The organism is Cellulosimicrobium sp. So1_17, assembly GCF_055181235.1.
Genome location: NZ_CM143702.1, coordinates 3144249 through 3169657 on the forward strand (window position 1 = coordinate 3144249; position 25409 = coordinate 3169657).

The following is a 25409-nucleotide window of genomic DNA, read 5'->3' on the forward strand; positions in this document are numbered from 1 at the left end:
ACCTGCGCACCCGCCGACGTCGCACACGCGCGGCGCGCGAAGGCCCGGGCGACGGGGTCGCCCGGGCCTCCGACGTGCTCAGCCCTCCGTGGCCTGCGAGCGGACGTCCTGGGCGGCCTCGCGCCCGTGCTCGCCGACCGAGCGGGCCGCGTCCTTCGCGGAGTCCGCGACCGCCTGCGCGCTCTCCTTCGCCGGCTCCTTCAGGTCGTCGACCATCTCGGTGGCCGTCGCCCTGACGTCGTCGACGAGCGGTGCCGCCTTCTCCTTGACGGTCGTCGCGGCGCGCTGCTCCGTGCGGCTCGCCGGGATGAGCGAGGCCGCGACCAGACCGAGGCCGAAGGCCACGAGGCCCACCGCGAGCGGGTTGCCCTGCGTCTGCTCCCGGACCGCGCGGGGCGCCGAGCGGGCGGTGTCGGCGACCGACGACGCGGCGCCGCGCGCGGAGTCCGCGACGGACGACGCCGCCTCGCGACCGCGGTCCGCGAGGTCGTGCGTCGTGTCGCGCGCGGAGCCCGCGGTGTCGTGGGCGCTGCCCATGACGCGGTCCTTCACGGAGCCGACGCCGGACTTCACGCGGTCGGCCTGACGCCGTGCCACGTTGCCGGGGCTCACCTTGTCGCCGAGCGCGTCGACGTCGCGGCTGAGGTCGCTCCGCGTGCGCTCGATGTCGGCGCGGATCTCCTCCGGGTCGCTGGTGCTCATGAGTTCTTCTCCTCGTGTCCTCGGACGGCGTTCGGGATCTTCTTGATCGTGTCGGCGGTCTCGGGCATGCCCTCGACGGTCTTGAGCTGCTTGCGACCGACCGCGGCGAGGATGGCCGCGACCACGGCCCACAGGACCGCGACCACGAGCGCCGACCAGCCGTGGCCCATGACGGTTCCCAGCGACCACCACAGGGCGATCGACAGGAACAGCAGGACCATGTGCCCCGCGACGCCCGCGCCGGCGAGCATGCCGGCGCCCTTCCCGGCGCGCTGCGCCGACTGCTTCGCCTCGGCCTTGGCGAGCTCGACCTCCTGCCGCATGAGCGTGGAGAGGTCGCGGCTGACCTCGGCGACGAGCTCGCCGACGCTCTGCTGCTCGGGCGAACGGGCCGGGTCCACGGCCTCCGCGCCGAGGCCCGGACCGCCGGTCCCGAGGTCCGGCCCCGTGGCGGCGGCGTGCCGCGACGTGCTCGCCGCGGCGAACGGGTCAGGTGCGCTCGACATCGGCCTCACCCCCGAGCGTGGAGGTCCCCGCGGCGCCGCCCGTGGGCGTCGGCGGGAACGACGGCGGCGGCGTCGGCTCCGCGGTGGTCGGCTGCTCGGGATCCGGCACGAGCGCGTCGTCCCCGAGTCCGTACGTGCCGGTCGTGCGGGCACCGGGCTCCCCGCCTGCCACGCCGGACCCGGACACCCCGCCGGCCGTCGTGCCGACGGACCCGGTCGTCGCCCCGGTCGCGTACGCGGAGCCCGTGCCGTAGCCGCCCGTGCCGTAGCCCGTCGTCGTCCCCGTCGACCGGTAGTCCCCGGTCCCGTAGCCCGCGGTCGCCCCGGTCGTCCCGTAGCCCTCGGTGCCGTAGCCGGTCGAGCCGGCGCCCTCGGACCGGTCGGGTCCGGTGTCGGACGCGTCCTTCGCGCCCCGCAGGAGGCGGCCGACGACCAGGCCCGCCCCGGCCGCGATCGCGATGAACAGGCCGGGACGCCGGCGCGCGAAGTCCTCGACGTCGCGCAGGACCGACGAGGGATCGCGCTCCTCGAACCAGTCCGCGACGCGGCCGGTCGCGTCGCCCGCGCGCTGGACGAGGTCGCTCGCGTACCCCGGGTCCTGCGTGCCGTCGGCCATCTGCCGCAGCTCGTCGCCCAGCGAGCGCAGGCCACCGGCGAGGCGTTGCTGCTGCGACGACGCCTGCGTGCTCAGCTCGTCCCGCGTCTGCTCGACCAGACCTCGAGCTCGGTCCTTCGCCTCGTGCGCGACGTCGCGCGCCTTCTCCTTCGCGTCACCGGCGACCTCGCGCCCGGCGTCGCCCGCGTGGGATGCCGCGTCGCCGACCCGGTCCTTGACCCCGGTCGCGTGCTTGCCCCCCGTGCCCCCGTCGTCCGGCGTCGCGGAACCCGGCGAACCGGGGCCGGTGCCGTAGGGAACGTTCGTCTCGCTCATGGTCGGACTCCTGTCGTCGTCCTCGCCCGTAGAGGATCTGGGACTGACGGCGGAGCGGAGACCGCGCCGGGCTCTGCTCCACCGGTGCGGCCGCTTCATGACCAGTTCTCACGGTAGGCACGTGCGCGCCGCTCGCAACGTACGAGGAGTGGTCCGTCCGCCGTCCGCTCGGATCGTGCGGATGGACCGGCTGCGGTTGCGAGCCCCGCGAGCCTTGCGACGGTGGAAGTGGTCCAGCAGCAGGCCGTCGCACGCGCCGGGCTGCGGCTCGGCACCACGACCACGCACCGACGCCGGTGCGCCGGAGGAGCAGATCATGGCTACAGGAGAGACCGGGTTCGACGACGTCACGTTCGACCTCATCTCGGTGCAGTACCACTCGCTCAAGGCCGGGCACGACTACGGCCAGTACGTCCGTGACGCACGGAACGCGGGCAAGGAGGAGATCGCGTCGTTCTTCGAGAAGGTCATGCAGGAGGACTCCGAGCGCGCGCAGCAGTGCCACCGCTTCCTGGCCGAGCTGACGCAGCACGGCACGTCCGCCACCTCGCCGCAGGGCTCGCAGCAGGGCTGAGGTCGACCACGGAGGGAGCCGTCATGGCTACCTGTGACATGTGCGGGAACGACTACGACCGCACCTTCACCATCACGCGGCACGACGGGTCGAGCGGCGTCTTCGACTCCTTCGAGTGCGCGGTGCACGCGATGGCGGTCAGGTGCGCGCACTGCGGCTGCGCGGTCCTGGGCCACGGCGTCGACGTCGGGGACCAGACGTTCTGCTGCAGCCATTGCGCGCGCGAGACCACGGGGGCGGACCTCACCGACAGCGTGCGCGGCTGAGCCCTCGCCCGAGCGGGCCGCGGTGCGCGACGCGCCGCGGCCCACGTCGTGCGCTCGCGACCGGCGAGAGAGGCGACGCAACAGCGGCTGCGGGGTTCCTCCGTGGCGTCGCGGTGGTCAGAGCGCTTGAATCGTCGAGCCGGGCGGTGTCCGCCGCCCGGATCATCTGCACGAAGGACGAGGACCCTCATGCCCACGATCACCACCACCGACGGCGTCGAGATCTTCTACAAGGACTGGGGCAGCGGCCAGCCCATCGTGTTCAGCCACGGCTGGCCCTTGTCGTCGGACGACTGGGACGCCCAGCTCATGTTCTTCCTGCACCAGGGCTTCCGGGTCGTCGCCCACGACCGCCGCGGCCACGGCCGCTCCGAGCAGGTCGCCACCGGTCACGACATGGACCACTACGCCGACGACCTCGCCGCGGTCGTGTCGCACCTCGACCTGCACGACGCCGTCCACGTGGGCCATTCCACCGGCGGCGGCGAGGTCGTCCACTACCTCGCCCGCCATGGCCAGGACCGGGCTGCGAAGGCCGTGCTGATCAGCGCCGTACCGCCGATCATGGTGCAGACCGAGGCCAACCCCGGTGGTCTGCCCAAGGAGTTCTTCGACGGCGTCCAGGAGCAGGTCGCGACTCGGCGGGCCGCGTTCTTCCGCGAGTTCGCCGAGGGCCCGTTCTACGGCTACAACCGCGACGGCGCCGAGCCCGCGGAGGGCGTCATCGCCAACTGGTGGCGCCAGGGCATGGCCGGCGGCGCTCAGGCCCACTACGACGGTGTCGTGGCGTTCTCGCAGACCGACTTCACCGCCGACCTGCAGGCCGTGACGCTGCCGACCCTGGTGCTGCACGGCGAGGACGACCAGGTCGTGCCGATCGCCGACTCCGCCGAGCTGTCGGTCAAGCTCCTGGTCAACGGCACGCTCAAGACCTACCCGGGCTACCCGCACGGAATGCCCACCACCCACGCCGACGTCATCAACGCCGACATCCTCGACTTCATCCGCGGCTCCAGCGTCGACTGACCGGCTCCTCACGACTCGCGCCCGCGTCGCCGCGACCTTCCGTCTCCCGGCGACGCGGGCCCACCACCGGCCGATTCACGGGGAGACAGGACGGATCCCCGCACGCCGGCAGAAGACCCGAGGGTCGTCACCACCACGCCCGCATCCCGGCCGCGCGGCCGGCGGCGAGGCCGAGATCGGCGTTCTCGACGACCCTCAGCGCGGCGCCGCCGAGAGCACGGCCCACCGTCTCGCTCGCACCGGTGCAGCCCCCGACATCGACATCCGAGGGGGTACGACTCACGGCCGGGAGCCTCCCGCCGCCTCGAGTGCGAGGTCGGACGGTCCGGGGAGGACGAAACGGCGGCGAGACCGCCCGGTGGCGTCAGACGCCGTCGTCGCCGGACGCCTCGCCGCCGGAGCGCGGGTTGAGGTTCGCCGGGTCGGCGTCGGGGTCGCCCCCGTCGTCGGTGTCCTGGGCCCCCTCACCCACCCGTGGGTTGAGGGAGCGCGGGTCGGCGTCGGGGTCCTCGCCGGGGTCGTAGCCTCGGCCCTGCTCGTCGCTCTCGCTCATGTCGGCACCTCCGCAGACGACGTCGTTCCGGCGCCCGGGCGGGCGGCGGTCCCGTCACCGTCGCACGCGCCGTCGGCGCTCGCAGGCCCGGGGTGCCCACGGCGGCCGACCCTCGTAGCCTGACGTCGACGGCCGCCGCGTCGCCCGGTCGTCACGGAGTCGAGAACTGGCCCCGCCCGGTCGCACGGCACGAGCCGTGCGGTGGAGTCAGGAAGGTCCCGATGACGACCCAGGACAGCGGCACTCTCGACGGGCTCCCGCGGCTTCGGAATATCGCAGAGGTCGGGGAGTTGGTCGGCGTCGTCGACCCCCTGTACGTCCGGTTCAGCGGGGGGCCCGAGGACGACCGGCGGAGCGTGAGCCGCGACCACGAGAGCGGCTGCCTCCTGCCGGGGCTGAGCGTCAACCCGATGAACCCCGAGCCGTGGTGGGACCGGCCCGTCGAGCACTGGGTGGCGAGGCAGCTGTGCCAGTACGCCCATCTCATGACGACCGAGCGCTTCCCCTGGTTCCTCACGGGCGAGATCTCCGGGCGGGGCCCGGACTGCGAACCCCTCCTCGTCCGGGTGCTGCCCGTCGCCTCGCTCGACCCGGGCGTGGTGGACGAGGCGGGGCGCCTCTACCGCGAGGTGTTCGACGCCGGCGACGACGGCACCTGACGGAGCGCACGGGGCCGCGGTGCAGCGGTTGCGGGGGGCGACGACCGCACCGACCCTGGGGCTGGCCCGGACGTGGCCGCTGGACCGGCGCCCGGGAGGCCCTCATGACCGCGCTCGCGCGCACCGACGTGTCCGCCCTCGACGGGGTGCCCCTGGCAGCGCCGGGCTCGACGGGTGGTGGGGTGCTCACCGCCGACGACCTGGACACCGTGCGTCGCCTGGGCACCGACGTCCCCGCGACGATCGCGTGGGTCGCCGACGTCGCCGCGCGGCTCCCGCTCCCCGGCACGGGTCGCACCGCGGACCTGTGGGCGGCGCTCGCGGCCGTGGCGGCCGTCGACGTGGGCGTCGCCCGGACGCTCGAGCCGCACCTCGACGCGCTCGCGATCCTCGCCCAGGCCCCCGTCCCGGTCGATCTCGACGCCGTCGGGGCGGGCGAGCGCAGCACGTGGGGAGTCTTCGCCGCCGAGGGGCCGGGCGCGCGGCTCGAGGCGACCGCGACGCACGACGCGTGGTCGCTGACCGGCACCAAACCCTGGTGCTCGCTCGCGGCCGACCTCAGCCACGCGCTCGTCACGGCGTGGACCGACGAGGGCCGGCGCCTGTTCGCCGTCGACCTGCGCCCGGCGTCGGTCGTGCCGGCCGAGGGGCCGTGGGTCGCCCGGGGCCTCGCGCAGGTGGTCAGCGCCCCCGTCCGGTTCGACGCCGCCCCGGCCGTGCCCGTCGGAGCGGCGGGCTGGTATCTCGAGCGGCCCGGGTTCGCGTGGGGCGGGATCGGCGTCGCCGCGTGCTGGTGGGGCGGCGCCGTCGGGCTCGCTCGCACGCTCTGGGAGGCGCTGAGCCGTCGGGAGCCGGACCAGCTCGCGCTCGCGCACCTCGGGGCGACCGATGTCGCCCTGGGCGCGGCCCGCGCGGTCCTCGCGGAGGCGGCCGCCGCCGTCGACGCCGGTGTGGCGGGCGCGGACGCCGCGCTCGTCGCCCGGCGTGCCCGGTCGGTCGTCGCCGACGCCGTGGAGGAGGTGCAGCGCCGGTGCGCCCACGCACTCGGGCCCGGTCCGCTGACGACGGACGAGGAGTTCGCGCGCCGGGTCGCCGACCTCGGCCTCTACGTGCGCCAGCACCACGCCGAGCGGGACGAGGCCGCGCTCGGGCGGGACCTGCTCGCGGCGGGGGAGCGGCCGTGGTGAGCTTCGACCACAGGGAGCCCGGGACGTCCGAGGACGACTGGGTGCGCGCGGGCGTCCTCGACCGGCCGCGCGACCTCGACGTGGACGACGTCGCGGCGCTCGTCGTGCTCGCGGCGCACCCCGACGACGAGTCGCTCGGCGCGGGAGGCCTCGTCCACCGGCTCGCCGCACGCGGCGTGCCCGTGACCCTCGTCGTCGCGACCGACGGCGAGGGTTCTCACCCGGGCTCGACGACCTCGCCCGCGGAGCTGCGCGCGACGCGACGCCACGAGCTGCTCGAGGCGGTGGACGCCCTGGCGGAGGGCTCGCGCGTGCTCCTGCTCGGTCTCCCCGACGGGGGCCTGCGCGAGCGCCGGGACGCGCTGCGCACCGCGGTCGGCGCGGCCCTGGACGTCGCCCGCGCCACCGCGACCGGCCTGGCGTCGACCGGCCCGGAGGGGCGCAGCACCCTCCTGTGCGCGCCGTGGCGGGGCGACGGGCACCGCGACCACCGCATCGCCGGGGAGGTCGCCGCCGAGGTCGCGGCGCGGCGCGGCGTCCGGCTCGTCGAGTACCCGTTGTGGCTCTGGCACTGGGGCGACCCGACAGGTCCCGACGTGCCGTGGGACGCGCTGCGCGGTCTGCGCCTCACCGACGCGGAGACCGCGGCGAAGGCCAAGGCCGTCGCCGCGCACGCGTCGCAGGTCGGCCCGCTGTCCCCGCGTCCGGGCGACGAAGCCGTCGTCGGCCCCGAGATGCTGCGCCACGCGGCCCGACCGGTCGAGGTGCTCGTCGAGACGGACGGGCCCGACCGGGAGGCAGGCCCGTCCGAGGCGGCCGGCGGGAGCGGGCGTGCCGACGCCGACCGCTCCCTGGCACGGGACTTCTTCGACCGCTTCTACACCGGTCGCGCCGACCCCTGGGGATTCGAGTCGCGCTGGTACGAGGAGCGCAAGCGCGCCGTCCTCCTCGCGTCGCTGCCGCGGCCGCGGTTCCGCGCGGCGCTCGAGATCGGGTGCTCCACCGGGGTGCTCACGGCGGAGGTCGCGTCCCGCGCCGACCGTGTCGTGGGCGTCGACGTCGCCGACGCGCCGCTCGCGGCGGCCCGCCGCCGCCTCGGCCCGGAAGTCGAGCTGCTCCGGCTCGACACCCCGGACGAGTGGCCGGAGGGCGAGTTCGACCTCGTCGTGCTCTCCGAGGTCCTGTACTACTACGGGCGCGAGGACCTCGACCGCGCGCTGGACCGGGCCGTCGGATCGCTCGCGGACGACGGGGTCCTCGTCGCGTGCCACTGGCGCCACGACGTCCCCGAGTACCCGCTCGCCGGGGACGAGGTACAGGCGCGCGTCGTCGCACGGCCCGAGCTGGGCGTCGTCGCGCACCACGAGGAGGAGGACTTCCTGCTCGACGTCCTGGCCCGGCGCCCCGCACGTTCGGTCGCGCGCGAGACGGGGCTGGTATGACCGCGGGGCGTCACGGCACGCGGGCAGCCGGCCCGGGCGGCGGTCGTGAGGGAGGTGCTCCTCCTGTCGGAGCGGTCCTCGTCGTGGTCCCCGCGCACGACGAGGAGGAGCTGCTCCCGGCCTGCCTCGACTCCGTGGGGCGTGCGGTCCGCACCCTGGGGGACGCGCGGCCCGGTCTGTCCGTCGTCGTGCTCGTCGTGCTCGACGGCTGCACCGATGCGAGCGCGGACGTGGTCGCCTCCGTCGGTGTGCCCGCCCTCGTCCTGGACCGCGCGGGCGTGGGCCCGGCGCGACGCGCGGGCGTCGAGGCGGCGTTCGACCTCCTGGGCGCGGGTGGGCAGGCCCGGGAGAGGGTCTGGCTCGCGTGCACCGACGCCGACTCGGTGGTGCCCGACCACTGGCTGACGCACCACCTCGCCCTGGCCGACGACGGTGCGGACGTGGTCGTGGGCACGGTACGACCCCGGCTCGACGACCTCTCGCCCGACCGTGTCGCGGCGTGGCGGGAGCGCCACGTCCCGGGGCAGGCGAACGGGCACGTGCACGGCGCCAACCTCGGCATCCGCCTGGCGACCTACGACGCGGCAGGCGGCTTCGCGGCCGTCGCCGAGCACGAGGACGTGGGGCTCGTGCACGCGGCGCAGCGGTCGGGCGCCCGGGTCGTCGCCGACGCGGTCGGGGAGGTGCTGACCTCCGGACGGCTCGTCGGCCGGACCCCGGGCGGCTACGCGCGGCACCTGCGAGAGGACCTGATACCCCTCGGACGGTCCGCCTAGGCGCGGCACCGCGACCCCCCGAAGAGGCGAGCGGGAGCGTGTGATGCAGACACTGAGGTGACAGGAGGGGAGGCTCAGTGGTCGACGCACTGCAACCGGGTCGGGTCGCCCGCCTGCTGGCCCGGCTGGATCCGGGACTGCCGCTGGCGAGCGGGCTGTGCAGCGCCTGCGTGGAGGTGCTCGGCGCACAGGGAGGGGCACTGACGCTCCTGCCGACCGGCGTCGAGCGCTTGAGCGCCAGCACGTCGGACGCGGTGACGCGACGGCTCGAAGATCTGCAGGAAGTCCTGGGCGAAGGGCCGGGCCGGCTGGCATACGTCGAGAACCGCCCGGTCGCCCTGTCGCTCTCGAGGGACGCGGAGGAGCCTCCGGCGCTGTCGCTCTTCGCCTCCGCGGCCGCCGGTGTCAGGGCGTCGGCGGGGGTGGTCGCCGTTCCCCTCCGCCTCGACCGGCGACCGCTGGGGTCGCTGACCCTGTACCAGGAGACCGGTCGAGCACCGATCCCGACCGACGACGCACAGCCGCTCGCGGACACGGCCTGCGCCGTGCTGCTCGGCTCTCGTGCCCCGCTCGAGCAGCAGTGGCCCGACCAGACGAGGAGGCATCGCGCGATCGGGATGGTGATCGCCCAGCTGCGGGTCGGGCCCGACGACGCGCTCGCGGTCCTCCGCGGGCGTGCCCTGTCGCGCGCGTCCACGCTCGCGGCCGTGATCGACGACGTCCTGGAACGCCGTCTGAGCTTCGGGTCGGCGCGAGCCTCGTGAGCGGTCGTGTCCCCGACCGGGTGAAAGTGGGCTAGGTTCGGACCGTCGAGTCTTGCCCTGGCTCCTCGCCGACATCGAGAACCGGTGGTCAAGGATGTCCGTCCACGACGCAGAGATCGAGCACGCCCTGGCCCGGGGCGCCGGCCAGCAGATCGGCCGCTACCGGCTCGACCTGGCCACCGGCGTGTGGTGGTGGTCGTCCGAGACGTTCCTCATGCACGGGTTCGCGCCTGGTGACGTCGTGCCGACCACCGCGCTCGTCCTCGCGCACAAGCACCCCGACGACCGTGACCGGGTGCGACAGGTGCTCGAGCAGGCGCGTCGCACGGGGGAGCCGTTCTCCAGCCTGCACCGGATCATGGACGCCCGTGGGCGCGAGAGGTCGCTGGTCGTCGTCGGCCAGGGACGACGACGCGCCGACACGGGGCAGGTCGTCGAGTTGCTCGGCTACTTCATCGACGTCACGCAGACGGTCCGGGCCGAGGCCGCGGCCCGGGCCGAGCGCGACATCGCCGCCGCAGCGCACAGCCGTGGACCGATCGACCAGGCCAAGGGCATGGTCGCCCTGGCCTGCGCGGTGGACCCGGAGGAGGCGTTCCGCCGTCTTCGCCGCGTGTCGAACGACCGCAACGTCCCGTTGCGCGAGCTGGCCGAGCAGGTCGTCGGCACGGCGACCAGCGGCGCACCGGACGTCGTGCGGCGCGTGGTCGAGATGCTCCGGTAGTCAGGCCCTCGGCCCGTAGAACCACCCGTGGAACGCGCTGCGGGCGCGCTGCGGGAGCACGCGGGACGCCAGGAGCATCGTCGTGCCCGCCGATCCCGTGGTGACCTCCGGGCGCCCCGCCTCGAGCGCGTCGAGGGCCTTGCGTGCCACCATGGCCGCGCCGGGTTTCGGCAGCCGTCCCACACGGGTGCGGCGCATCCCGGCCTCGGCGAAGAACGGGGTGCGCGTCGGCCCGGGCAGGAGCGCGGTCACGGTGACGCCGGTGCCGGTCAGCTCGCCCCGCAGCGACCAGGCGAAGGAGCGGAGGAACGCCTTCGACGCCGCGTACGTGCTGAACAGCGGGGCCGGCATGGTCCCGGCGACGGACGACGTGACGAGCAGCCGCCCGTCGCCCTGCGCGAGCAGCTCCGGCAGCAGCAGGTGGGTGAGGTGCACGACGGACCGGACGTTGAGGTCGACCAGCCCCAGCTCGGCCTCGAGAGGGGTCCGGAAGAACGGCCCGTGGACGCCGACGCCGGCGTTGAGCACCACGGTCCGCACGCCCAGGGAGCGGGCGCGGGCCGCGGCCGCCTCCACACCGGAAGGGGCCGTCAGGTCGACCTCCAACCCGGTCACCCGGACGCCGTCCCTGCTCCCCAGGTGCCGCACGGCGTCGTCGACCTCGCGGTCGGCGACCACCAGCACGTCGTGACCGCGCTCGACGAGCTCGCGCGCGATCGCGAGCCCGATGCCGCTCGAGGCGCCGGTGACCAGCGCGACGTCGCGGTCCGCCGGCCCGGCGGCCGGGCCCCGGGACCTCACGCCGCCCCCGAGGCGTCGTCCTCGGAACCCAGCGCGACGTCGGCCGGCGGCTCGCGCAACGCCTGCGCGAGGTGCCCGCCGAGGTAGGCGCTCGCTCCGGCGACGCCGTACGCGAGCAGCGAGACCGCGACACCCGCGCGTCGTCGGCCCCCGCGTCGCAGGAGCCACGACGCGCCGTACAGCACCGACACCCCGCCGTTCAGCGTCGCGTGGACGGAGCCCACGCGACGGGCCCGACGGTCGACCGCGAGGTAGTCCGCCAGCCCGGTGAGCGCAGTCGGGACCGCGGCGAGGAGGCCGAGACCCACGAGGCGCTGTGCCGCGGGGGCGCTGCGTTCGCCGCCCGTCAGGTCGAGCACCGCGGCGCTCGTCCACAGGCCGACCGGGACGTCGGTCAGGGTCGAGTGCAGCGCGTGGCCGAGCGACCGGCCGTGCAGCTCCTCGCGGAGCCTGCCGTGCGCGGGCACGACGGCGAGGGCGACACCCCGCACGATGCCCGAGAGGCCGTCGACGCTCGACGACTCCTCGAGCCGTCGCACGGCACCCAGCAGGGCGGGGGTGTCGGTCGGTTCGGTGGACATGGCGCCTCCTCGGTCGGTGCGCACAGGTCTCGACGCCTCGTCGTCGACCGTAGGCAGGATCCGCTCCGCACGCTCGCGCGCAGGACCGGGGTGAGAGGCCCCGAGGAAGGGTGCGGGACGACCCGGTCGCTCAGCCCCCGCTGACGGAGTCGTCGTCGGTGACCACCAGGGCCCGCAGGACCGTCTCCGCGACCTCCCGCCGGCTCACGTTGCGGTGCTGCGAGGCGGACTCCAGGATGCGTCGGGCCTCCGCCTCGCTGCAGCCGTTCGTGTGCATGACGGCACCGACGGCACGCTCGACGGCGACGACGTCGGACATCTCGCGGTAGAGGCCGGCGGTGCGGTCCTCCAGCTCGGCGAGCTCGAGGTGCAGCCGCACGGTGGACGCGACGAGCTGGGCGTACGAGTCGGCCGCCGCGCGCAGACGATCCGTCCAGGGGTCGGGCGACCGCGAGTAGAGGTTGAGCGCGACGCCGACGTCCGGTTCCACCAGGGCCGGGACGCCCAGCGAGGAGACGAAGCCCTCGCGCACGGCCTGGTCGCGCCACGCCTCCCAGCGGTCGTCCGTCGCGATGGCCGGCACGAGGACGGCCGTCCCGCGGCCGATCGCGTCGATGCACGGGCCGGCGTCGGCGAGCGCCTCCGCCTGGTCGCACCGCGCCGCGGACTCGGTGCTGCTCCCTGCGCGCAGGCTCAGTCCGTGCTCGCGCAGCGTGATGCTCACCTCGAGGTCGGACCCGAGGACCGCGGCCGCACGCTGGGCGAACTCGGACGGGTAGCGGGAGATGCTCATGGCGTCCGTCCTGTCTGACGGTGCACGCCGGTGTCCTGCGAGCGTGGCCGTCGTGTCGGCATGACGGCGGTCGTCGGACCGCCCTGACCTTCACCGTACGCAGGGCGCATGCGCTCGCACCGCAGGGTGCGTGCCGCTGCGAGCGCCGGGCGTCGTGCCCATGCTGGACGGACGACCGACCGACCGAGACGGGAGCACCCATGACGGACCAGACCACGCCTCAGGACCCGACCACGCAGCACCCGGAGCCGGAGCAGCCGGCCGACGACCTCCAGCCGCCCGGCCGCACGGGGGACATGTCGCAGGAGCCCGACCACGGGGAGGAGTCCTACGAGGGCTCGGGGCGCCTCGAGGGGAAGCGGGCGCTCATCACGGGCGGCGACTCCGGCATCGGGCGCGCGGTCGCGATCGCGTTCGCTCGCGAGGGCGCCGACGTCGCGATCTCCTACCTCCCCGAGGAGGAGGAGGACGCCCGCACGACGGCGCGCTGGGTCGAGGACGCGGGCCGCAAGGCCGTGCTGGTCCCGGGCGACATCCGGGAGGAGGCATTCTGCCGGCAGCTCGTCGAGGACGCGGTGGCGGGACTCGGCGGCCTCGACGTGCTGGTCAACAACGCCGCCTACCAGATGGCGCAGGACGACGGGCTCCGCGGCATCACGACCGACCAGCTCGACCGGGTCCTCAAGACGAACGTCTACGCGCTGTTCTGGATCACCCGGGCGGCGCTCGACCACCTGCCCCGCGGCGGCTCGATCATCAACACGACGTCGATCCAGGCGACGCAGCCGAGCCCGCAGCTGCTCGACTACGCGTCGACGAAGGCCGCGATCCTCAACTTCACGCGCGGGCTGTCGCAGCAGCTCGCCGAGGAGGGCATCCGCGTCAACGCGGTCGCCCCGGGCCCGATCTGGACGCCGCTCATCCCGGCGACCATGCCGGAGGAGAAGGTCGAGCAGTTCGGCGCGGACACGCCGCTCGGCCGCGCGGGCCAGCCCGCCGAGCTCGCGCCCGCCTACGTCTTCTTCGCCTCGCAGGAGTCGAGCTACATCACCGGCGACCGTCTCGGCGTCACGGGCGGCCGGCTGCTCTGAGACGTCGTGCCGTCGGCCGGGGTCGCGTCTCCCGGCCGCCTCCTCGCCGCATCCCTCCCGGTCGCAACCTCGGACACGTCCCGAGATGCGACCGGGAGGACGCCGGTCGACGCTGGTCGCACGTTCGACGCGTCGAGAACGAGGCGCGTGCCGGGGTCGTCCGGGCACGCGGTGCCGTGCCGCGGCGGCCGACTCTCTCGAAGGAGAGACCATGTTCTTCCACCGTCAAGAGCTGCAGCACAGCGCCAAGCCCGACAGGCCCGACGCGGTCTACGCCCGCAAGCTCCAAGAGGTGCTCGGCGGGCAGTACGGCGAGATCACCGTCGCCATGCAGTACGGGTTCCAGTCGTGGAACGCCCACCTGCCCGGGAAGTACCGGGACCTCCTCTACGGCATCGGAGCGGAGGAGATGGGCCACGTCGAGATGCTCGCGACGATGATCGCGCAGCTGCTCGAGAAGGCGCCGGTCGGGGTCGTGGAGGGCGCCATGCAGGACGACCCGACGATCGCGGCGATCGTCGGCGGGACCGACCCGCAGCACGCCATCGTCGCCGGTGCCGGCGCGCGCCCGGTCGACTCGAACGGCAACCCGTGGACGGCCGGCTACATCACCGCGAGCGGCAACATGCTCGCCGACTTCACGGCCAACGCGAACGCCGAGATGCAGGGTCGGCTCCAGGTCGCCCGGCTCTACCACATGACCGACGACGCGGGGGTGAAGGACCTGCTCTCGTTCCTGCTCGCGCGCGACACGATGCACCAGAACCAGTGGCTCGCCGCGGCGCAGGAGCTGCGCGACGAGGGCATCGAGGAGCTTCCCGTGCCGAGCACGTTCCCGCTGAAGCAGGAGGACCGGTCGGTGTCGTACCAGTACATCAACTTCTCCGACGGTGAGCACGCGTCCGAGGGCCGCTGGGCGAGCGGTCCGACCCCGGACGGCAAGGGCGAGTTCGAGTACGTGCCGACGCCGCCGGCGGGCGTCCCCATGCCGCCGCCCACCCAGCCCGACGAGCGGTTCCACGGCACCACGCCGAAGCCGTCCGGGCTCGAGAAGGCCGCAGGGGTCGTCAAGGACGCCCTGCACAAGGACTGAGGAGGACGCCATGACTGCCGCATCGGCCTCGGGCGCCTCGGGCGCCTCCGCGCGCCCGGCGCGCGCGCACCGGGGCGTGCACCAGTACCTCGCCCTCGTCATCGGGGTCGTCTACCTCCTCGTGGGAGCGGTGGGGTTCGCGATCACCGGGTTCGACGACTGGACGGTGCACGACCACTCGCAGACCCTCCTCGGGTTCGCGATCAACCCGTTGCACAACGTGGTCCACCTCGTGATCGGCCTGCTCGGCGTCCTGATGTGGAGCCGGTCGGGCAGCGCGCGCACCTACGGGTGGATCCTGGCGATCGGGTACGGGGCGGCGTTCGTCTACGGGCTGATCGTCGTGGACGACCCGGAGGCGAACCTGCTCAACATCAACGGCGCGGACAACGTGCTGCACGCCGTGAGCGCGCTCGCCGGTCTCGCGATCGCGCTCTGGCCCGTCCGGAAGGACACCACCGCGACCACGGGCACGACGACGGCCCGGCGTCCGTGACCGGCACCCCCGTCGACCTGACGGCGAGCGAGACCGGGCGCGTCCTGCAGGGCGTGCTCGGTCCGCTCGTCGCCCAGGGGGCCATCGTCCGACGGCCCGTCGCGACGGCGTGGGCGGAGCGTCGGCAGGTCGACCGGCGTGCGCGCCGGCTGCTGCGCGAGCTGCGCACCCGGTACGACGGCGCGCCGCTCGTCGTGCGCCTCGGCGCACGCCGGCTGGTGCTCGCCATGCGGCCCGAGCACGTCGAGCGGATCCTCGAGGGATCTCCCGAGCCGTACACCCCGGCCTCCTGGGAGAAGCGGGGAGCGCTCGCGCACTTCCAGCCCGACGGCGTCCTCGTCTCCTCGACCGAGGACCGGCGCGCACGCCGTCCCCTCAACGAGACGCTCCTCGACATGCGAGAGCCGGTGCACACGGACGGCGACACGTTCACGGCGGTCGTCGACCGCGAGATGCGCGACCTCGCCGACACGGTGGGCGCGAGCGGTCGCCTCGACTGGGACACGTTCGCGGCGTCGTGGTGGCGCGCGGTGCGAACCCTGGTCCTCGGCAGCGCCGCGCGTGACGACGAGCGCCTGAGCGACGTCCTGGACGCGCTGCGCCGGGACGGCAACTGGTCGTGGTTCCGTCCTCGGCGCCCGTGGCTGCGCGCGGAGCTCGAGCAGCGGGTCGCGGACCACGTCGCCGTCGCCGAGCCGGGCACGCTCGCTGCACGCGGTCGCGACGTCGGTGGGGCGGACGCCGTGCGCGGCCAGATCCCGCACTGGCTGTTCGCGTTCGACGCCGCCGGGGCCGCGACGTTCCGCGCGCTGGCCGTCGCCGCGGCCCGTCCCGTGGTCCGGGAGCGGCTCGTGACCGAGCTGACGACGTCCGGACGCGGACCGAGCGTCCTGCCGTACGGACGTGGCTGCGTCCTCGAGGCGGTCCGCCTGTGGCCGACGACGCTCGCCGTCCTCCGCGACACGACGCGCCCCGTGCAGTGGGGCACGCGCACGCTGCCCGTCGGCACCGGTTTCGTCGTGCTCAGCGCGTTCTTCCACCGCGACGGCGACCGGCTGGGGTTCGCGGACGCGTTCGCGCCCGAGGCCTGGCTGGACGGCCGCGCGGACGCCGACTGGGGCATCGTGCCCTTCAGCGGCGGTCCGGTCTCGTGCCCCGGCCGGAACGTCGTCCTGCTCGTCGCGTCGCACGCGCTGGCCCGGCTCGCGACGCTCGACCTGGCCGTGAGCCGGGGCCGCTACCTGGCGGAGGACCCGCTGCCCTGCACGGTCGACCACCTCGGCCTGCGGTTCGGCGCCCGGTCCGGCCCGCGTCCCGGGGCGGAGCCCGGCGGTGTCACCGTGGTGCGGGCGAGGGCCGCCTGAGGCGGTCCGGCCACGGTCCGGTGGCTGCTCAGCCTCCCTGGGCCTCGAGGAGGACGTCGTGCGCGACGGCGGTCAGCGAGACGCCGTCACGCTCGGAGCGGGCGACCAGCTCGTCGTAGGCGGCGGAGACGTCGACGTCGAGGAGGTGGGCGAGCGCTCCCTTCGCCTGCTCCACCACGACCCGGTCCCGCAGGGCCCGTGCGATGCTCCGGCCGAAGTCCAGCGTGCTGAGGCGGTAGGGCTGGCCCACGACGAGGGTGAGCATGTCGGCGCACGCCTGCACGCCACGGCGCTGCTCGTCGGTGAGGGGCTCGCGACCGAAGACGTTGAGGCCGCCGACGACGCCTCCCTGCCACGCGAGCGGCGCCGCGTGCACGACACGGAAGCCCGCGGCGACGATCGCGGGCCCCACGGTCGGCCAGCGGTCCACGATCTCCTGGCGGCCGACCGCCTCGACGGGTTGGCCCGTCTCGACCACGTCGACGCACGGGCCTTCTGCCCGCTGCGACTGGAACGCCTCGAGGTGCTCGGCCGCGTGCGACGTCGTGGTCAGCGTCTCCAGCCGTCCGTCCGCTCGGACGAGGAGCCCGGCCGCGTCCGCTCCGGCGAACAGCACCGCATCCCGGGTGAGGCGCGCGAGCAGGTCGGTGACGTCGTGCTCGCCGAGGAGCGCCCGGGCCGCGTCGGCGAGGGAGTCGGTGGGGGTGCGCGGCGTCATGGCTCCTCGGTCCTCTCGGTCGTGATCGCGTCGGTCTCGTGGTCGGTGAAGGCGATGCGTCGCGCGAGCACGTCCTGCGCGACGTCCTCCAGCGTGGCGGAGCCGGCGAACGCGTGCGCGCGCAGGACCGCCAGCGCGTCGCGCGGCGAGATGTGCAGCTGAGCCGTGACCATGCCCGTCGCCTGGTGGATGCGGGACCTGGCCGACCAGTCGATCGACTCGATCTCACCGAGCAGGGCGGTCCCGACGGCGTCGGCGAGGAACTGGACGTCGTCGGCGTCGCGCGCGAGCCGGGTGGTCGTGACGTAGAGGCTGAGCACCCCGATGACCCGGCCCCCGGCGTGCATGGGCACGGCGTACGCCGTGGCCGGGCCGCTGATGGTGGCCACGAGGTGCGAGAAGACGGGAAAGGACCGGTCCGTCGGACTGTCGCCGTCGAGCTCGGTGACGACGATGCGGTCCTCGTCGAGCGCGAGCTGGCCCGGCCCTTCGCCGAGCAGCTCCTCGAGGTTCTCGATCTCCGCCGACATCCCGTCGGAAGAGCTGACCGTCACGCGGTCCTCAGGCGTGGCGCGCACGGTCAGCGCGCCGCTCTGCGCCCCGAGGATCTCGACGCACGCACGGCACAGCCGCGAGGGCATCGCCATGTCGGGGTCGATGCCTGCGAGCGACCGCGCGAGCAGTCCGAGCAGCGCCGACGCGTTCACCGCGCCCCCTTCCTCCTGTCCACCCTCACCCTGCCAGACCGACAAGTTTTTCACCGATCCGCGTGCTCGCGCGCTGTCGTCAGCGCTCGCGGTCGTCGACGACGTCGTCCCCGCTGCCCGGCGCGAGCGAGCGGAGGATCGACTCGGCGATCACGCGCCGGCTCACGCCGCGGTGCTCCGACGCCGACCGCAGCACCTCGCGGGCCTCGTCCTGGGAGCAGCCGTTGGTCTCCATGATCGCGCCGACGGCCCGCTCGACGGCGACGCCGTCCGACATGCTCCGGTACAGCCCGGCCGCCGCGTCCTCGACGTCGGCGAACTGCAGGTGCAGGCGCACACCCGCGGCGATCAGGCGCGCGCAGGCGTCGGCCGTCCCGAGCATCTCGGCGGGCCAGCCGTCCGGGGACCGGGAGTACAGGTTGAGCGCGACGGACACGCCCGGGCTGACCTCCGAGGGCACGGCGAGCGCCTTGGCGAACCCCTCGCGCGTCGTCTGCTCGCGCCACGCGTCCCACCGTGACTCCTGCGCGACGTCCGCGACGACGAGGACGGACTTCCCGATCATCGCGTCGATGCAGGGCCCGGCGTCGGCCCTGGCCTCTGCCTGGTCGCACCGTCCGGCGCCGTCCCCGCTGCTGCCGGCGCGCATCGTGATGCCGTGCTCGCGGACCGTGATGGACGCCTCGAGGTCTCCGCCGAGGGCGTCCGCGGCACGCGCCGCGAACTCGTGGAGATAGCTGGAGAGAGCCATGGGTCTGCGTCCCGTCTGGCGACCGACGCCAGTAGCGAGTCCGCCGCGCTGGATCGCCCATCACGGTCTCTCGGTCCCGGGGGGACGCGGAGTCTCCCCGAACTTCCACCGTACGCCCCCCGCGGGTTGCCAGTGGGCGGGTCGTGGCTACGGTCGGACCATGGTGACCGTCACGCGGACCGTGCGCTGCTCGAAGGACGCGGTCCTGGCCGTGCTCGCCGACGGCTGGACCTACGCGACCTGGGTCGTGGGCACCGCCCGCATCCGCGCCGTCGACGACGGCTGGCCCGCACCCGGCGCACGCATCCTCCACTCGGTGGGCCTCTGGCCGGCGCTGCTCGACGACGAGACGGTCGTGCGCGCGTGGGACCCGCAGGGCTCGATCGACATCCAGGCCCGCGGCTGGCCGGCGGGGGAGGCGCACGTCCGGATCGACGTCGTCGGGTCGGGCCCCGACACGTGCCGGGTCCGCATCGTCGAGGACGCCGACCGCGGCCCGGGCACGCTCGTGCCGAAGCCCCTGCGCAGCGCCGTGATCGCGCCGCGCAACCGCGAGACCCTGCGCCGGCTGGCGTTCCTCGCCGAGCGGCGCACGGCCTGACGCGTCAGGTCTCCCGGAGCAGGCGGGCCCACGCCGAGCGCGCGAGCGCGCGCGGGACGGCCTGCCACCGGCCTGCGGCCCCCAGCGCGGCCCGGGCGGCGTTCCAGCCGCACGCGCCGTGCACGCCGCCCCCGGGGTGGGCGGACGCGCTCGCGAGATAGAGCCCGGCGACCGGCGTCTCCGGTCGCCCGAGCCCCGGGGTCGGTCGGAGGAACAGCTGCTGGTGGATGGCCGACGTCCCGCCGTTGACGGCTCCGCCGACGAGGTTGGCGTCGGCGTGCTCGAGGTCGGCCGGGCTCTGGACGTGGCGGCCGACGACGGCGTCGCGGAAGCCCGGTGCGACGCGCTCCACCGCGTCCTCCATGCGCTGGACCTCGTCCTCGACCGCCTCGGGCGTCCACGCGACGCCGTGCGGGACGTGCGTGTAGGCCCACGCGGACTCGGTCCCGCGCGGCGAGCGCGACGGGTCGGACGTCGTCATCTGGCCGAGGACGAGGAACGGGCGGGCCGGGACGTGGCCCTTCGAGAGGTCCGCCGCCACGTCGACGAAGCCGGACCGGGCCACGCCGAGGTGCACGGTCCCTGCGCCGACGGCTCCCTCGGCGGTCCACGGCAGCGGCCGGTCGAGGGCCCAGTTGAGCTTGAACGTCGGGTGGTCCCACTGGAACCGCTCGAGGTCGCGGACGAGGCGCGGGGGCAGGTGCGAGGCGCCCACGAGGTCCCGGTACAGCGTGGGCGCGGTGACGTCGGCGAGCACGGCGCGCCGGGCGCGGACGTGCTCGCCCTGCGCGGTGCGCACGCCCACCGCGCGACCGCCCGCGACGTGCACCCGGTCCACGCGGGCGCCCGTGACGAGCTCCCCGCCGCCCGCGGCGAGCCGCGACGCGAGCGCCTCGGCGAGCATCCCCGCCCCGCCGACCGGCACGGGGAAGCCGACGTCCTGGCCGAGCATCGCGAGCAGCCACCCGTACACGCCGCTGCCCCCGGCGTCGGGCGGGACGTCGGCGTGCATCGCGTTGCCCGTGAGCAGCAGGCCGCCGCCCTCGCCGCGGAAGGTCTCGTCCGCCAGGCGACGCACGGGCAGCGTGGCGAGGCGCGCGAGGTCGAGCGCGCCGGGCACGCCGAGCCGGCGCAGCAGCCGCACGACCGGACCCGCGGCCGGCAGTGGGCTGAAGAGCGCGTCGAGCAGCGGGTCGCGGACGCGTGTCCAGGACTCGAACATCCGCAGCCAGGCCTCGCCGTCGCCCGGGGCGAAGCCCTCGAGCCCGGCCGCCGTGTCCTCGGGGTCGTCGTGCAGCACGGCGGCGCGGCCGTCGTCGAGCACGTGCGCGAGGACCGACGGCGCGCGCGACCACGCGAGCCCGTGGTCCTCGAGGTGCAGGCCGCGGATCACGGAGGAGCCGGCGGCGAGCGGGTAGAACGCGCTGAACAGGTCGGTGCGGAAGCCGGGCGCTGCCACCTCGGCGGTCCGGACGGCGCCGCCGGGCGTGTCCTGGGCCTCGAGGACCAGGACGTCCCACCCCGCGTCGACGAGCGCGTTCGCGGCCACGAGGCCGTTGGGCCCCGCGCCGACGACGACGGCGTCTACCGTGCGCACCAGCGGTCGCCCTCGCTCGACCGGTGGCCCTCGCCCGCCCGACCGCCCGGGCTCACCCGGTGGTCTCCGCCCACGGGTCGAGCACGACCTTGATGCACCCGTCCTCCTTGCGCTGGAACGTCCGGTAGGCCTCGGGCGCCTGCTCGAGCGGGACGCGGTGGGTGCGCAGGTCGAGCGCGCCCAGCGGGTCGGCGTCGTCCTGCACGAGGGGCAGGATGTCGTCGGTCCAGCGCCGCACGTTGGCCTGTCCCATGCGCAGCGTCACCTGCTTGTCGAAGAGCTGCATCATCGGCATCGGGTCCTTCGCGCCGCCGTAGACACCGGAGATCGACACCGTCCCGCCGCGCCGCACGACGTCGAACGCCGTGTAGAGCGCGGCGAGCCGGTCGGCCCCGGCGCGCTCGGTGAGCGGAGCGGCGACGGCGTCGGGCAGCATGCCGACGACCTTCTGCGTCGCCTCCGCGACGGGCGAGCCGTGCGCCTCCATCCCGACGGCGTCGATCACCGAGTCCGGTCCGCGGCCGCCCGTGAGGTCGCGCACGGCGGACGCGAGGTCGTCGACCGTCGTCGGGTCGACCGTCCGCACGCCGTGCCGGTGCGCCATCGTGCGGCGCTCGGGCACCAGGTCGACGCCCACGACGAGACCCGCGCCGCGGTGCAGCGCGACGCGAGCGGCCATCTGCCCGATGGGCCCGAGGCCGAGCACGACGACGCTCCCGCCCTCGGGGACGTCGGCGTACTCGACCGCCTGCCACGCGGTGGGCAGCACGTCCGAGAGATAGAGGTACCGCTCGTCGGGGGTGCCGTCGTCGGGCACGACGACCGGCCCGTAGTGCGCCTGCGGCACGCGCAGGTACTGCGCCTGGCCGCCCGGGACCTGGCCGTAGAGCTTCGTGTATCCGAACAGGGCGGCGCCCTTGTCCTGCGAGTGGACCTGCGTCGTCTCGCACTGGGTCTGCAGACCGCGGGTGCACATCCAGCAGTGCCCGCACGCGATGTTGAACGGCACGACGACACGGTCGCCGACCTTGAGGTCGCCCGCCGCGGAGCCGACTTCCTCGACGACGCCCATGGCCTCGTGCCCGAGCACGTCCCCGCTGTCGAGGAACATCCCGAGCACGCCGTACAGGTGCAGGTCGGAGCCGCAGATCGCCGTCGACGTCACGCGCACGACGGCGTCGGTCGGTTCCTCGATCCGGGGGTCGGGGACGTCCTCGACGCTCACGCTCTCGCGTCCTTGCCAGGTCAGTGCTCGCACGGTGTCTCCTTAGGGTGGTGGTGCGTGGTGCGGAGGGGGGTCAGCCCTTGCTGCCGGTCGTCGCCACCCCCTCGACGAAGTGCCGTTGGCCCAGGAAGAACAGCAGGATCATGGGGATCGTCGTGATGACCGACGCCGTCACGACGATCTCCCACTGCGACTCGCCGCCCGGGCCGAACTGGTCGATGAGGGCCTTGAGCCCACGGGGGATCGTGAACGTGGACGAGTCCTGCAGGTAGATGAGCGGGCGCATGAGGTCGGTCCACGACGCCTGCGCCTCGAAGAGGAACGTGAGGATGAGCGCGGGTCGGCACAGCGGCACCGCGAGGCGCCAGAACTGCTGCCAGTTGTTCGCGCCGTCGAGCTTCGCCGCCTCGAACGGCTCGCGCGGCAGGCCGAGGAAGAACTGGCGCAGCAGGAAGATGTAGAACGCGCTGCCGAAGAGGTTGCCCGCCCACAGCGGCACGTTCGTCCCGACGAACCCGAGCTGGTTCCAGATGAGGAACGTGGGGATCATCGTCACCGCGCCGGGGAGCATCATCGTCGCGAGCACGAGGCCGAAGAGCGGCCCCCGACCGCGGAAGCGGAAGAACGCGAACCCCCACGCGACGAGCGCGCTCGACAGCGTCACGAGCCCGGCCGCCAGGACCGTGACCACGACGGTGTTGCCCAGCCACAGCGCGAGCGGCGCCTCCTGCCAGACGGTGACGTAGTTGTCGAGCGTGAACGTGCTCGGGATCAGGCGGTTGTCGAACACGTCGGCCCGCGGCTTGAACGACGCGGAGAGCAGCCACAGCAGCGGGTAGACGAACGCGACCGTCGCCAGGAGGAGCGCGACGAGCACGACGACGCGCAGCACGCGGCGCCGGGGGCTGCGGCTCCGCGCGGGGGCGCCCGGGGGCGGGGGAGGGACGACGGCGCTCGCGTCACCCGTCGCGGGGTCCGGCGCCGCGCCGGGTGCGGGGACCGCGGGGCGCGGGAAGGACGGGGCGGTGGTCATCGCTGTGCCCCTCTCATCGCTGTTCCCCCTCGTAGTAGACGAGGCGTCTCGACACGAGGAGCTGGACGACCGTCACGAGCATGATGACGACGAACAGGAGCCACGCCAGCGCCGACGCGTACCCCATGTGGAGCTCCTGGAAGCCCTCCTGGAACAGGTAGATGACGTAGAACAGCGCGGCGTCGTTGCTGTACGTCGAGTTGCCCGCGCCGAAGTAGGCCGAGTACGCCTCGGTGAACATCTGGAAGGCCGCGATGGTGTTGACGACGACGACGAAGAAGATCGCCCCGCTGATCATCGGGATCGTCACGGTGCGCGTACGGCGCCAGAAGCCGGCGCCGTCGACCCGCGCGGCGTCGTACAGGTCGTTCGGCACGTTGCGCAGCGCCGCGAGGAGGATGATCACGGCCGCGCCCACGGTCCACAGGCTGATGAGGACGAGCCCGGGCTTGATCCAGTCCTGGTCGGTGGTCCACGACGGGCCCTGGATGCCGAACCAGGACAGCACCTCGTTGACGACGCCGTACTGCCCGTTGAAGAGCAGCAGGAGCAGGACGCCCACGGCGACCGGCGGCGTCATCTTCGGGATGAAGAACGCCGTGCGGAAGAACCCGGCCGACCGGCCCGCCTGGTTGAGCAGCAGGGCGAGCCCCAGCCCGACGACCGTGTACAGCGGCACCTGGAGCACCGTGTACACGAGCGTGTTCCACAGGGAGAGCGAGACCTTCGGGTCCTGGAACATCTCCCGGTAGTTCTCCAGACCGACGAACGTCGGGTCGTTGATGACGTCGTAGTCGGTGAACGACAGGTAGGCGCTGTAGAGGATCGGCCACGCGGTGAAGACGAGGAAGCCGACGATCCACGGGCTGATGAACCGCAGCGCCGCGTTGCGCTCACGGCGCGCGCCCGGGCTGAGGCGCCGTCGGCGGCGCGTGTCGGCGCGTCCCTGTGACGCGGCGCCCGGTGCCGCGACGTCGACCGCGGTCACCTCACTCCTCCTCGTCCCACTGCGCCCACGCGTCGTCGAGGGCGCTCTGAGCCTCCTCCTGCGCCTGGGCCATGGCCTCCGCCGGCTCCTGCTGCCCGTTGAGCACGCGGTTCACCGCGTCCTGCCACGCCGTCTCGAACTCGTTGTCGGCAGGGTTCGCGGGGAGCGCGAACGTCGCGTCGTTCGCCTCGTACATCGCGTCGATCGCGTCCTGCCACGGCTGCGGGGCGTCGTCGGGCACGAGCTCGGAGCGGATCTGCTCGTCCGCCTCCTCGTTGCCCGTGAGGACGCCGGTGAAGACGAGGCCGTCCTGCTCGCGCGCGTCCGCGCGCGCCTGCGCCGCCGCGACCCACGCGTCGGTCTCGGTCATGAGCCGGGCGAACCGGCACGCGGCACCGGCGTTCTCGCTCCCGCGCGGCACGGCCCAGGCCGAGCCCGACGCGAAGGCGATCGGGTCGCCGTCGGTGGTGCGGACCGCGTCGAACGCCATGGGGGCGTCCGGCGACGACTCGTTGAGCACGTTGATGTACCACTGCTCCATGGGCATCGCGCCGAGCACGTCCGTCGCGAACTGGTTGCCGGCGCCGAAGAAGTCCGCCGAGTCGCGGTACGTCTTCACCGCGGGGAACCCGCCCTGGGCGTCGTAGATCGCCACGGCCCACTCGAGCGACTCGACGACCTCCGGGCTGTCGAGCTGCGCGGTCCGACCGTCCTCGGAGAGCAGGTCGGCGCCGACCGACTTGGCCCACAGCGGGAGGAACTCGGGCAGCTTGGAGTCGTAGCCGATGACGCTCAGCGTGCCGCCGTCCGCGGACATCAGCGCCTCGTTGGCCGCGGTGACCGCCTCGCGGTCGGAGCCGTTGACGTCCTCGACCGCGAGCCCCGCCGCGTCGAGGAGCTCGGCGTTGGCCATGGTCACCTGCACCTGGTTGAACTCCGGGATCCCGTAGACGCTGCCGTCGAACGTGACCTGCTCGACGGCGGTGTCGACGAACGCGTCCATGTCGACGTCCTCGGCCTCGACGCACTCGTCGAGGGACAGGATCGCGTCGCGCGAGGCGAACGTGCCGATCTGGTCGCGGTTCGCGTAGACGAGGTCGGGCGGGTTGCCGGACGCGACCGCCGAGAGGAACGCCTGGATGTCCAGCTCCCCCTCGGAGAGGTTCACGTCCGCGCCGAGCTCCTCGACCGCGCGCTCGTACCGGACCTCGCCGATCTCGTCGCCCGTGCCGAAGCCCATGACCGAGATCTCTCCGGGCGTCTCGTCGACCGAGAAGTCGGCGTCCGTCTCGGTGTCGCCCGTTCCCTGCGCACACGCGGCGAGGGCGAGAGCCCCGACCGCCAGCATGCCTGTCCGTGCGGCTGCGGTGCCGCGTCCTCGTCGCATCTCCGGCCTCCTCGTGGGATCCACGGGGGCGGACGCAGGGGTCGACGACGCCACCGTGCTGCTCGACGGCGTC

The 25409-nt window shown here is 74.2% G+C and carries 30 protein-coding genes; 14 read left to right on the forward strand and 16 right to left on the reverse strand.

Features of this window, described 5'->3' with window-relative positions:
* Positions 1-78: 78 nt before the first annotated feature.
* Genes ACZCLJ_RS13865 through ACZCLJ_RS13875 form a run of 3 tightly spaced genes read right to left on the reverse strand, consistent with a single transcriptional unit; the run spans position 79 to position 2139 of the window.
* Entirely contained in the window at positions 79-702 is a 624-nt protein-coding gene (locus ACZCLJ_RS13865) for a DUF3618 domain-containing protein (protein WP_463104127.1), read from the reverse strand.
* Positions 699-1208 carry a phage holin family protein gene (locus ACZCLJ_RS13870; protein ID WP_463104128.1) on the reverse strand — a complete coding sequence of 170 codons (510 nt, stop codon included), beginning with the start codon at positions 1206-1208 and terminating at the stop codon, positions 699-701. The genes ACZCLJ_RS13865 and ACZCLJ_RS13870 overlap by 4 nt, the downstream gene beginning before the upstream one ends.
* Complete coding sequence (locus ACZCLJ_RS13875; RefSeq protein ID WP_463104129.1) at positions 1192-2139, reverse strand: hypothetical protein; 948 nt, start codon at positions 2137-2139, stop codon at positions 1192-1194. Before ACZCLJ_RS13875 ends, ACZCLJ_RS13870 begins: the two co-directional genes overlap by 17 nt.
* A gap of 316 nt (positions 2140-2455) precedes the next feature.
* Here ACZCLJ_RS13875 and ACZCLJ_RS13880 point away from each other — a divergent pair, with 316 nt between their 5' ends.
* The 3 genes from ACZCLJ_RS13880 to ACZCLJ_RS13890 all read left to right on the forward strand — a co-directional run bounded on the left by ACZCLJ_RS13880 (position 2456) and on the right by ACZCLJ_RS13890 (position 4005).
* Positions 2456-2713: an acyl carrier protein gene (locus ACZCLJ_RS13880; protein ID WP_251152845.1), complete on the forward strand. Its 258-nt coding sequence runs from the start codon at positions 2456-2458 to the stop codon at positions 2711-2713.
* A gap of 23 nt (positions 2714-2736) precedes the next feature.
* A complete protein-coding gene (locus ACZCLJ_RS13885; RefSeq protein ID WP_251152844.1) occupies positions 2737-2979 on the forward strand; it encodes a hypothetical protein in 243 nt (80 codons plus the stop codon).
* A gap of 189 nt (positions 2980-3168) precedes the next feature.
* Positions 3169-4005: an alpha/beta fold hydrolase gene (locus tag ACZCLJ_RS13890; RefSeq protein ID WP_251152843.1), complete on the forward strand. Its 837-nt coding sequence runs from the start codon at positions 3169-3171 to the stop codon at positions 4003-4005.
* Positions 4006-4132: 127 nt separating this feature from the next.
* Here the strand turns inward: ACZCLJ_RS13890 and ACZCLJ_RS13895 are convergent, their stop codons facing one another.
* Both ACZCLJ_RS13895 and ACZCLJ_RS13900 read right to left on the reverse strand, forming a co-directional pair.
* Positions 4133-4288, reverse strand: coding sequence for a hypothetical protein (locus ACZCLJ_RS13895; RefSeq protein WP_463104130.1), 156 nt, complete (start codon positions 4286-4288; stop codon positions 4133-4135).
* An 81-nt stretch (positions 4289-4369) separates the two neighbouring features.
* A complete protein-coding gene (locus ACZCLJ_RS13900) occupies positions 4370-4558 on the reverse strand; it encodes a hypothetical protein (protein WP_463104131.1) in 189 nt (62 codons plus the stop codon).
* Positions 4559-4779: 221 nt separating this feature from the next.
* Here ACZCLJ_RS13900 and ACZCLJ_RS13905 point away from each other — a divergent pair, with 221 nt between their 5' ends.
* From ACZCLJ_RS13905 to ACZCLJ_RS13930, 6 genes are all read left to right on the forward strand, one after another.
* Positions 4780-5217, forward strand: a complete 438-nt coding sequence (locus ACZCLJ_RS13905) for a DUF6098 family protein (protein WP_463104132.1) — start codon at positions 4780-4782, stop codon at positions 5215-5217.
* Between the two features lie 104 nt (positions 5218-5321).
* Entirely contained in the window at positions 5322-6404 is a 1083-nt protein-coding gene (locus tag ACZCLJ_RS13910) for an acyl-CoA dehydrogenase (RefSeq protein ID WP_251152839.1), read from the forward strand.
* On the forward strand, positions 6401-7846 hold the full coding sequence (locus tag ACZCLJ_RS13915; RefSeq protein WP_463104133.1) for a PIG-L family deacetylase: 1446 nt from the start codon (positions 6401-6403) through the stop codon (positions 7844-7846). Before ACZCLJ_RS13910 ends, ACZCLJ_RS13915 begins: the two co-directional genes overlap by 4 nt.
* A gap of 83 nt (positions 7847-7929) precedes the next feature.
* On the forward strand, positions 7930-8622 hold the full coding sequence (locus tag ACZCLJ_RS13920) for a glycosyltransferase family 2 protein (protein WP_463104134.1): 693 nt from the start codon (positions 7930-7932) through the stop codon (positions 8620-8622).
* Positions 8623-8699: 77 nt separating this feature from the next.
* The gene (locus tag ACZCLJ_RS13925; RefSeq protein ID WP_463104135.1) at positions 8700-9386 is read left to right on the forward strand and encodes a GAF domain-containing protein; all 687 of its coding nucleotides are present in this window, start codon (positions 8700-8702) and stop codon (positions 9384-9386) included.
* 94 nt (positions 9387-9480) lie between these two features.
* A complete protein-coding gene (locus ACZCLJ_RS13930) occupies positions 9481-10110 on the forward strand; it encodes a PAS and ANTAR domain-containing protein (protein WP_463104136.1) in 630 nt (209 codons plus the stop codon).
* On the opposite strand, the gene ACZCLJ_RS13935 is transcribed toward ACZCLJ_RS13930, so the two are convergent.
* The 3 genes from ACZCLJ_RS13935 to ACZCLJ_RS13945 all read right to left on the reverse strand — a co-directional run bounded on the left by ACZCLJ_RS13935 (position 10111) and on the right by ACZCLJ_RS13945 (position 12285).
* Positions 10111-10911 carry an SDR family NAD(P)-dependent oxidoreductase gene (locus ACZCLJ_RS13935; RefSeq protein ID WP_463104137.1) on the reverse strand — a complete coding sequence of 267 codons (801 nt, stop codon included), beginning with the start codon at positions 10909-10911 and terminating at the stop codon, positions 10111-10113.
* On the reverse strand, positions 10908-11492 hold the full coding sequence (locus ACZCLJ_RS13940) for a DUF2231 domain-containing protein (protein WP_251152833.1): 585 nt from the start codon (positions 11490-11492) through the stop codon (positions 10908-10910). Before ACZCLJ_RS13940 ends, ACZCLJ_RS13935 begins: the two co-directional genes overlap by 4 nt.
* A 130-nt stretch (positions 11493-11622) precedes the next feature.
* Positions 11623-12285 (reverse strand): ANTAR domain-containing protein, encoded by a 663-nt coding sequence (locus ACZCLJ_RS13945; RefSeq protein WP_251152832.1) that lies wholly within the window; start codon positions 12283-12285, stop codon positions 11623-11625.
* Between the two features lie 200 nt (positions 12286-12485).
* Here ACZCLJ_RS13945 and ACZCLJ_RS13950 point away from each other — a divergent pair, with 200 nt between their 5' ends.
* The 4 genes from ACZCLJ_RS13950 to ACZCLJ_RS13965 all read left to right on the forward strand — a co-directional run bounded on the left by ACZCLJ_RS13950 (position 12486) and on the right by ACZCLJ_RS13965 (position 16329).
* Positions 12486-13376: an SDR family oxidoreductase gene (locus ACZCLJ_RS13950; RefSeq protein ID WP_285821143.1), complete on the forward strand. Its 891-nt coding sequence runs from the start codon at positions 12486-12488 to the stop codon at positions 13374-13376.
* Between the two features lie 211 nt (positions 13377-13587).
* Positions 13588-14469 (forward strand): manganese catalase, encoded by an 882-nt coding sequence (locus ACZCLJ_RS13955; protein WP_463104138.1) that lies wholly within the window; start codon positions 13588-13590, stop codon positions 14467-14469.
* A 10-nt stretch (positions 14470-14479) separates the two neighbouring features.
* The gene (locus ACZCLJ_RS13960) at positions 14480-14965 is read left to right on the forward strand and encodes a DUF4383 domain-containing protein (protein WP_463104139.1); all 486 of its coding nucleotides are present in this window, start codon (positions 14480-14482) and stop codon (positions 14963-14965) included.
* A complete protein-coding gene (locus ACZCLJ_RS13965; RefSeq protein ID WP_463104140.1) occupies positions 14962-16329 on the forward strand; it encodes a cytochrome P450 in 1368 nt (455 codons plus the stop codon). Before ACZCLJ_RS13960 ends, ACZCLJ_RS13965 begins: the two co-directional genes overlap by 4 nt.
* A 28-nt stretch (positions 16330-16357) precedes the next feature.
* Here the strand turns inward: ACZCLJ_RS13965 and ACZCLJ_RS13970 are convergent, their stop codons facing one another.
* From ACZCLJ_RS13970 to ACZCLJ_RS13980, 3 genes are all read right to left on the reverse strand, one after another.
* Positions 16358-17047, reverse strand: coding sequence for a GAF and ANTAR domain-containing protein (locus ACZCLJ_RS13970; protein ID WP_463104141.1), 690 nt, complete (start codon positions 17045-17047; stop codon positions 16358-16360).
* On the reverse strand, positions 17044-17754 hold the full coding sequence (locus ACZCLJ_RS13975; RefSeq protein ID WP_463104142.1) for an ANTAR domain-containing protein: 711 nt from the start codon (positions 17752-17754) through the stop codon (positions 17044-17046). Before ACZCLJ_RS13975 ends, ACZCLJ_RS13970 begins: the two co-directional genes overlap by 4 nt.
* A 79-nt stretch (positions 17755-17833) precedes the next feature.
* Complete coding sequence (locus ACZCLJ_RS13980) at positions 17834-18505, reverse strand: ANTAR domain-containing protein (protein WP_251152828.1); 672 nt, start codon at positions 18503-18505, stop codon at positions 17834-17836.
* A gap of 160 nt (positions 18506-18665) precedes the next feature.
* On the opposite strand from ACZCLJ_RS13980, the gene ACZCLJ_RS13985 reads away from it, so the two are divergent.
* On the forward strand, positions 18666-19106 hold the full coding sequence (locus ACZCLJ_RS13985; protein ID WP_463104143.1) for an SRPBCC family protein: 441 nt from the start codon (positions 18666-18668) through the stop codon (positions 19104-19106).
* A gap of 4 nt (positions 19107-19110) precedes the next feature.
* On the opposite strand, the gene ACZCLJ_RS13990 is transcribed toward ACZCLJ_RS13985, so the two are convergent.
* From ACZCLJ_RS13990 to ACZCLJ_RS14010, 5 genes are read right to left on the reverse strand one after another with little or no spacing between them, the layout of a single operon-like run.
* Positions 19111-20703: a phytoene desaturase family protein gene (locus ACZCLJ_RS13990; protein ID WP_463104144.1), complete on the reverse strand. Its 1593-nt coding sequence runs from the start codon at positions 20701-20703 to the stop codon at positions 19111-19113.
* A 52-nt stretch (positions 20704-20755) separates the two neighbouring features.
* Positions 20756-21961, reverse strand: coding sequence for a zinc-dependent alcohol dehydrogenase (locus ACZCLJ_RS13995; RefSeq protein WP_463104145.1), 1206 nt, complete (start codon positions 21959-21961; stop codon positions 20756-20758).
* A 40-nt stretch (positions 21962-22001) separates the two neighbouring features.
* Positions 22002-22961, reverse strand: a complete 960-nt coding sequence (locus tag ACZCLJ_RS14000) for a carbohydrate ABC transporter permease (protein ID WP_463104146.1) — start codon at positions 22959-22961, stop codon at positions 22002-22004.
* Positions 22962-22974: 13 nt separating this feature from the next.
* Complete coding sequence (locus ACZCLJ_RS14005) at positions 22975-23949, reverse strand: carbohydrate ABC transporter permease (protein WP_463104147.1); 975 nt, start codon at positions 23947-23949, stop codon at positions 22975-22977.
* 1 nt (position 23950) lies between these two features.
* Positions 23951-25336, reverse strand: coding sequence for a type 2 periplasmic-binding domain-containing protein (locus ACZCLJ_RS14010; RefSeq protein ID WP_463104148.1), 1386 nt, complete (start codon positions 25334-25336; stop codon positions 23951-23953).
* Positions 25337-25409: the final 73 nt, after the last annotated feature.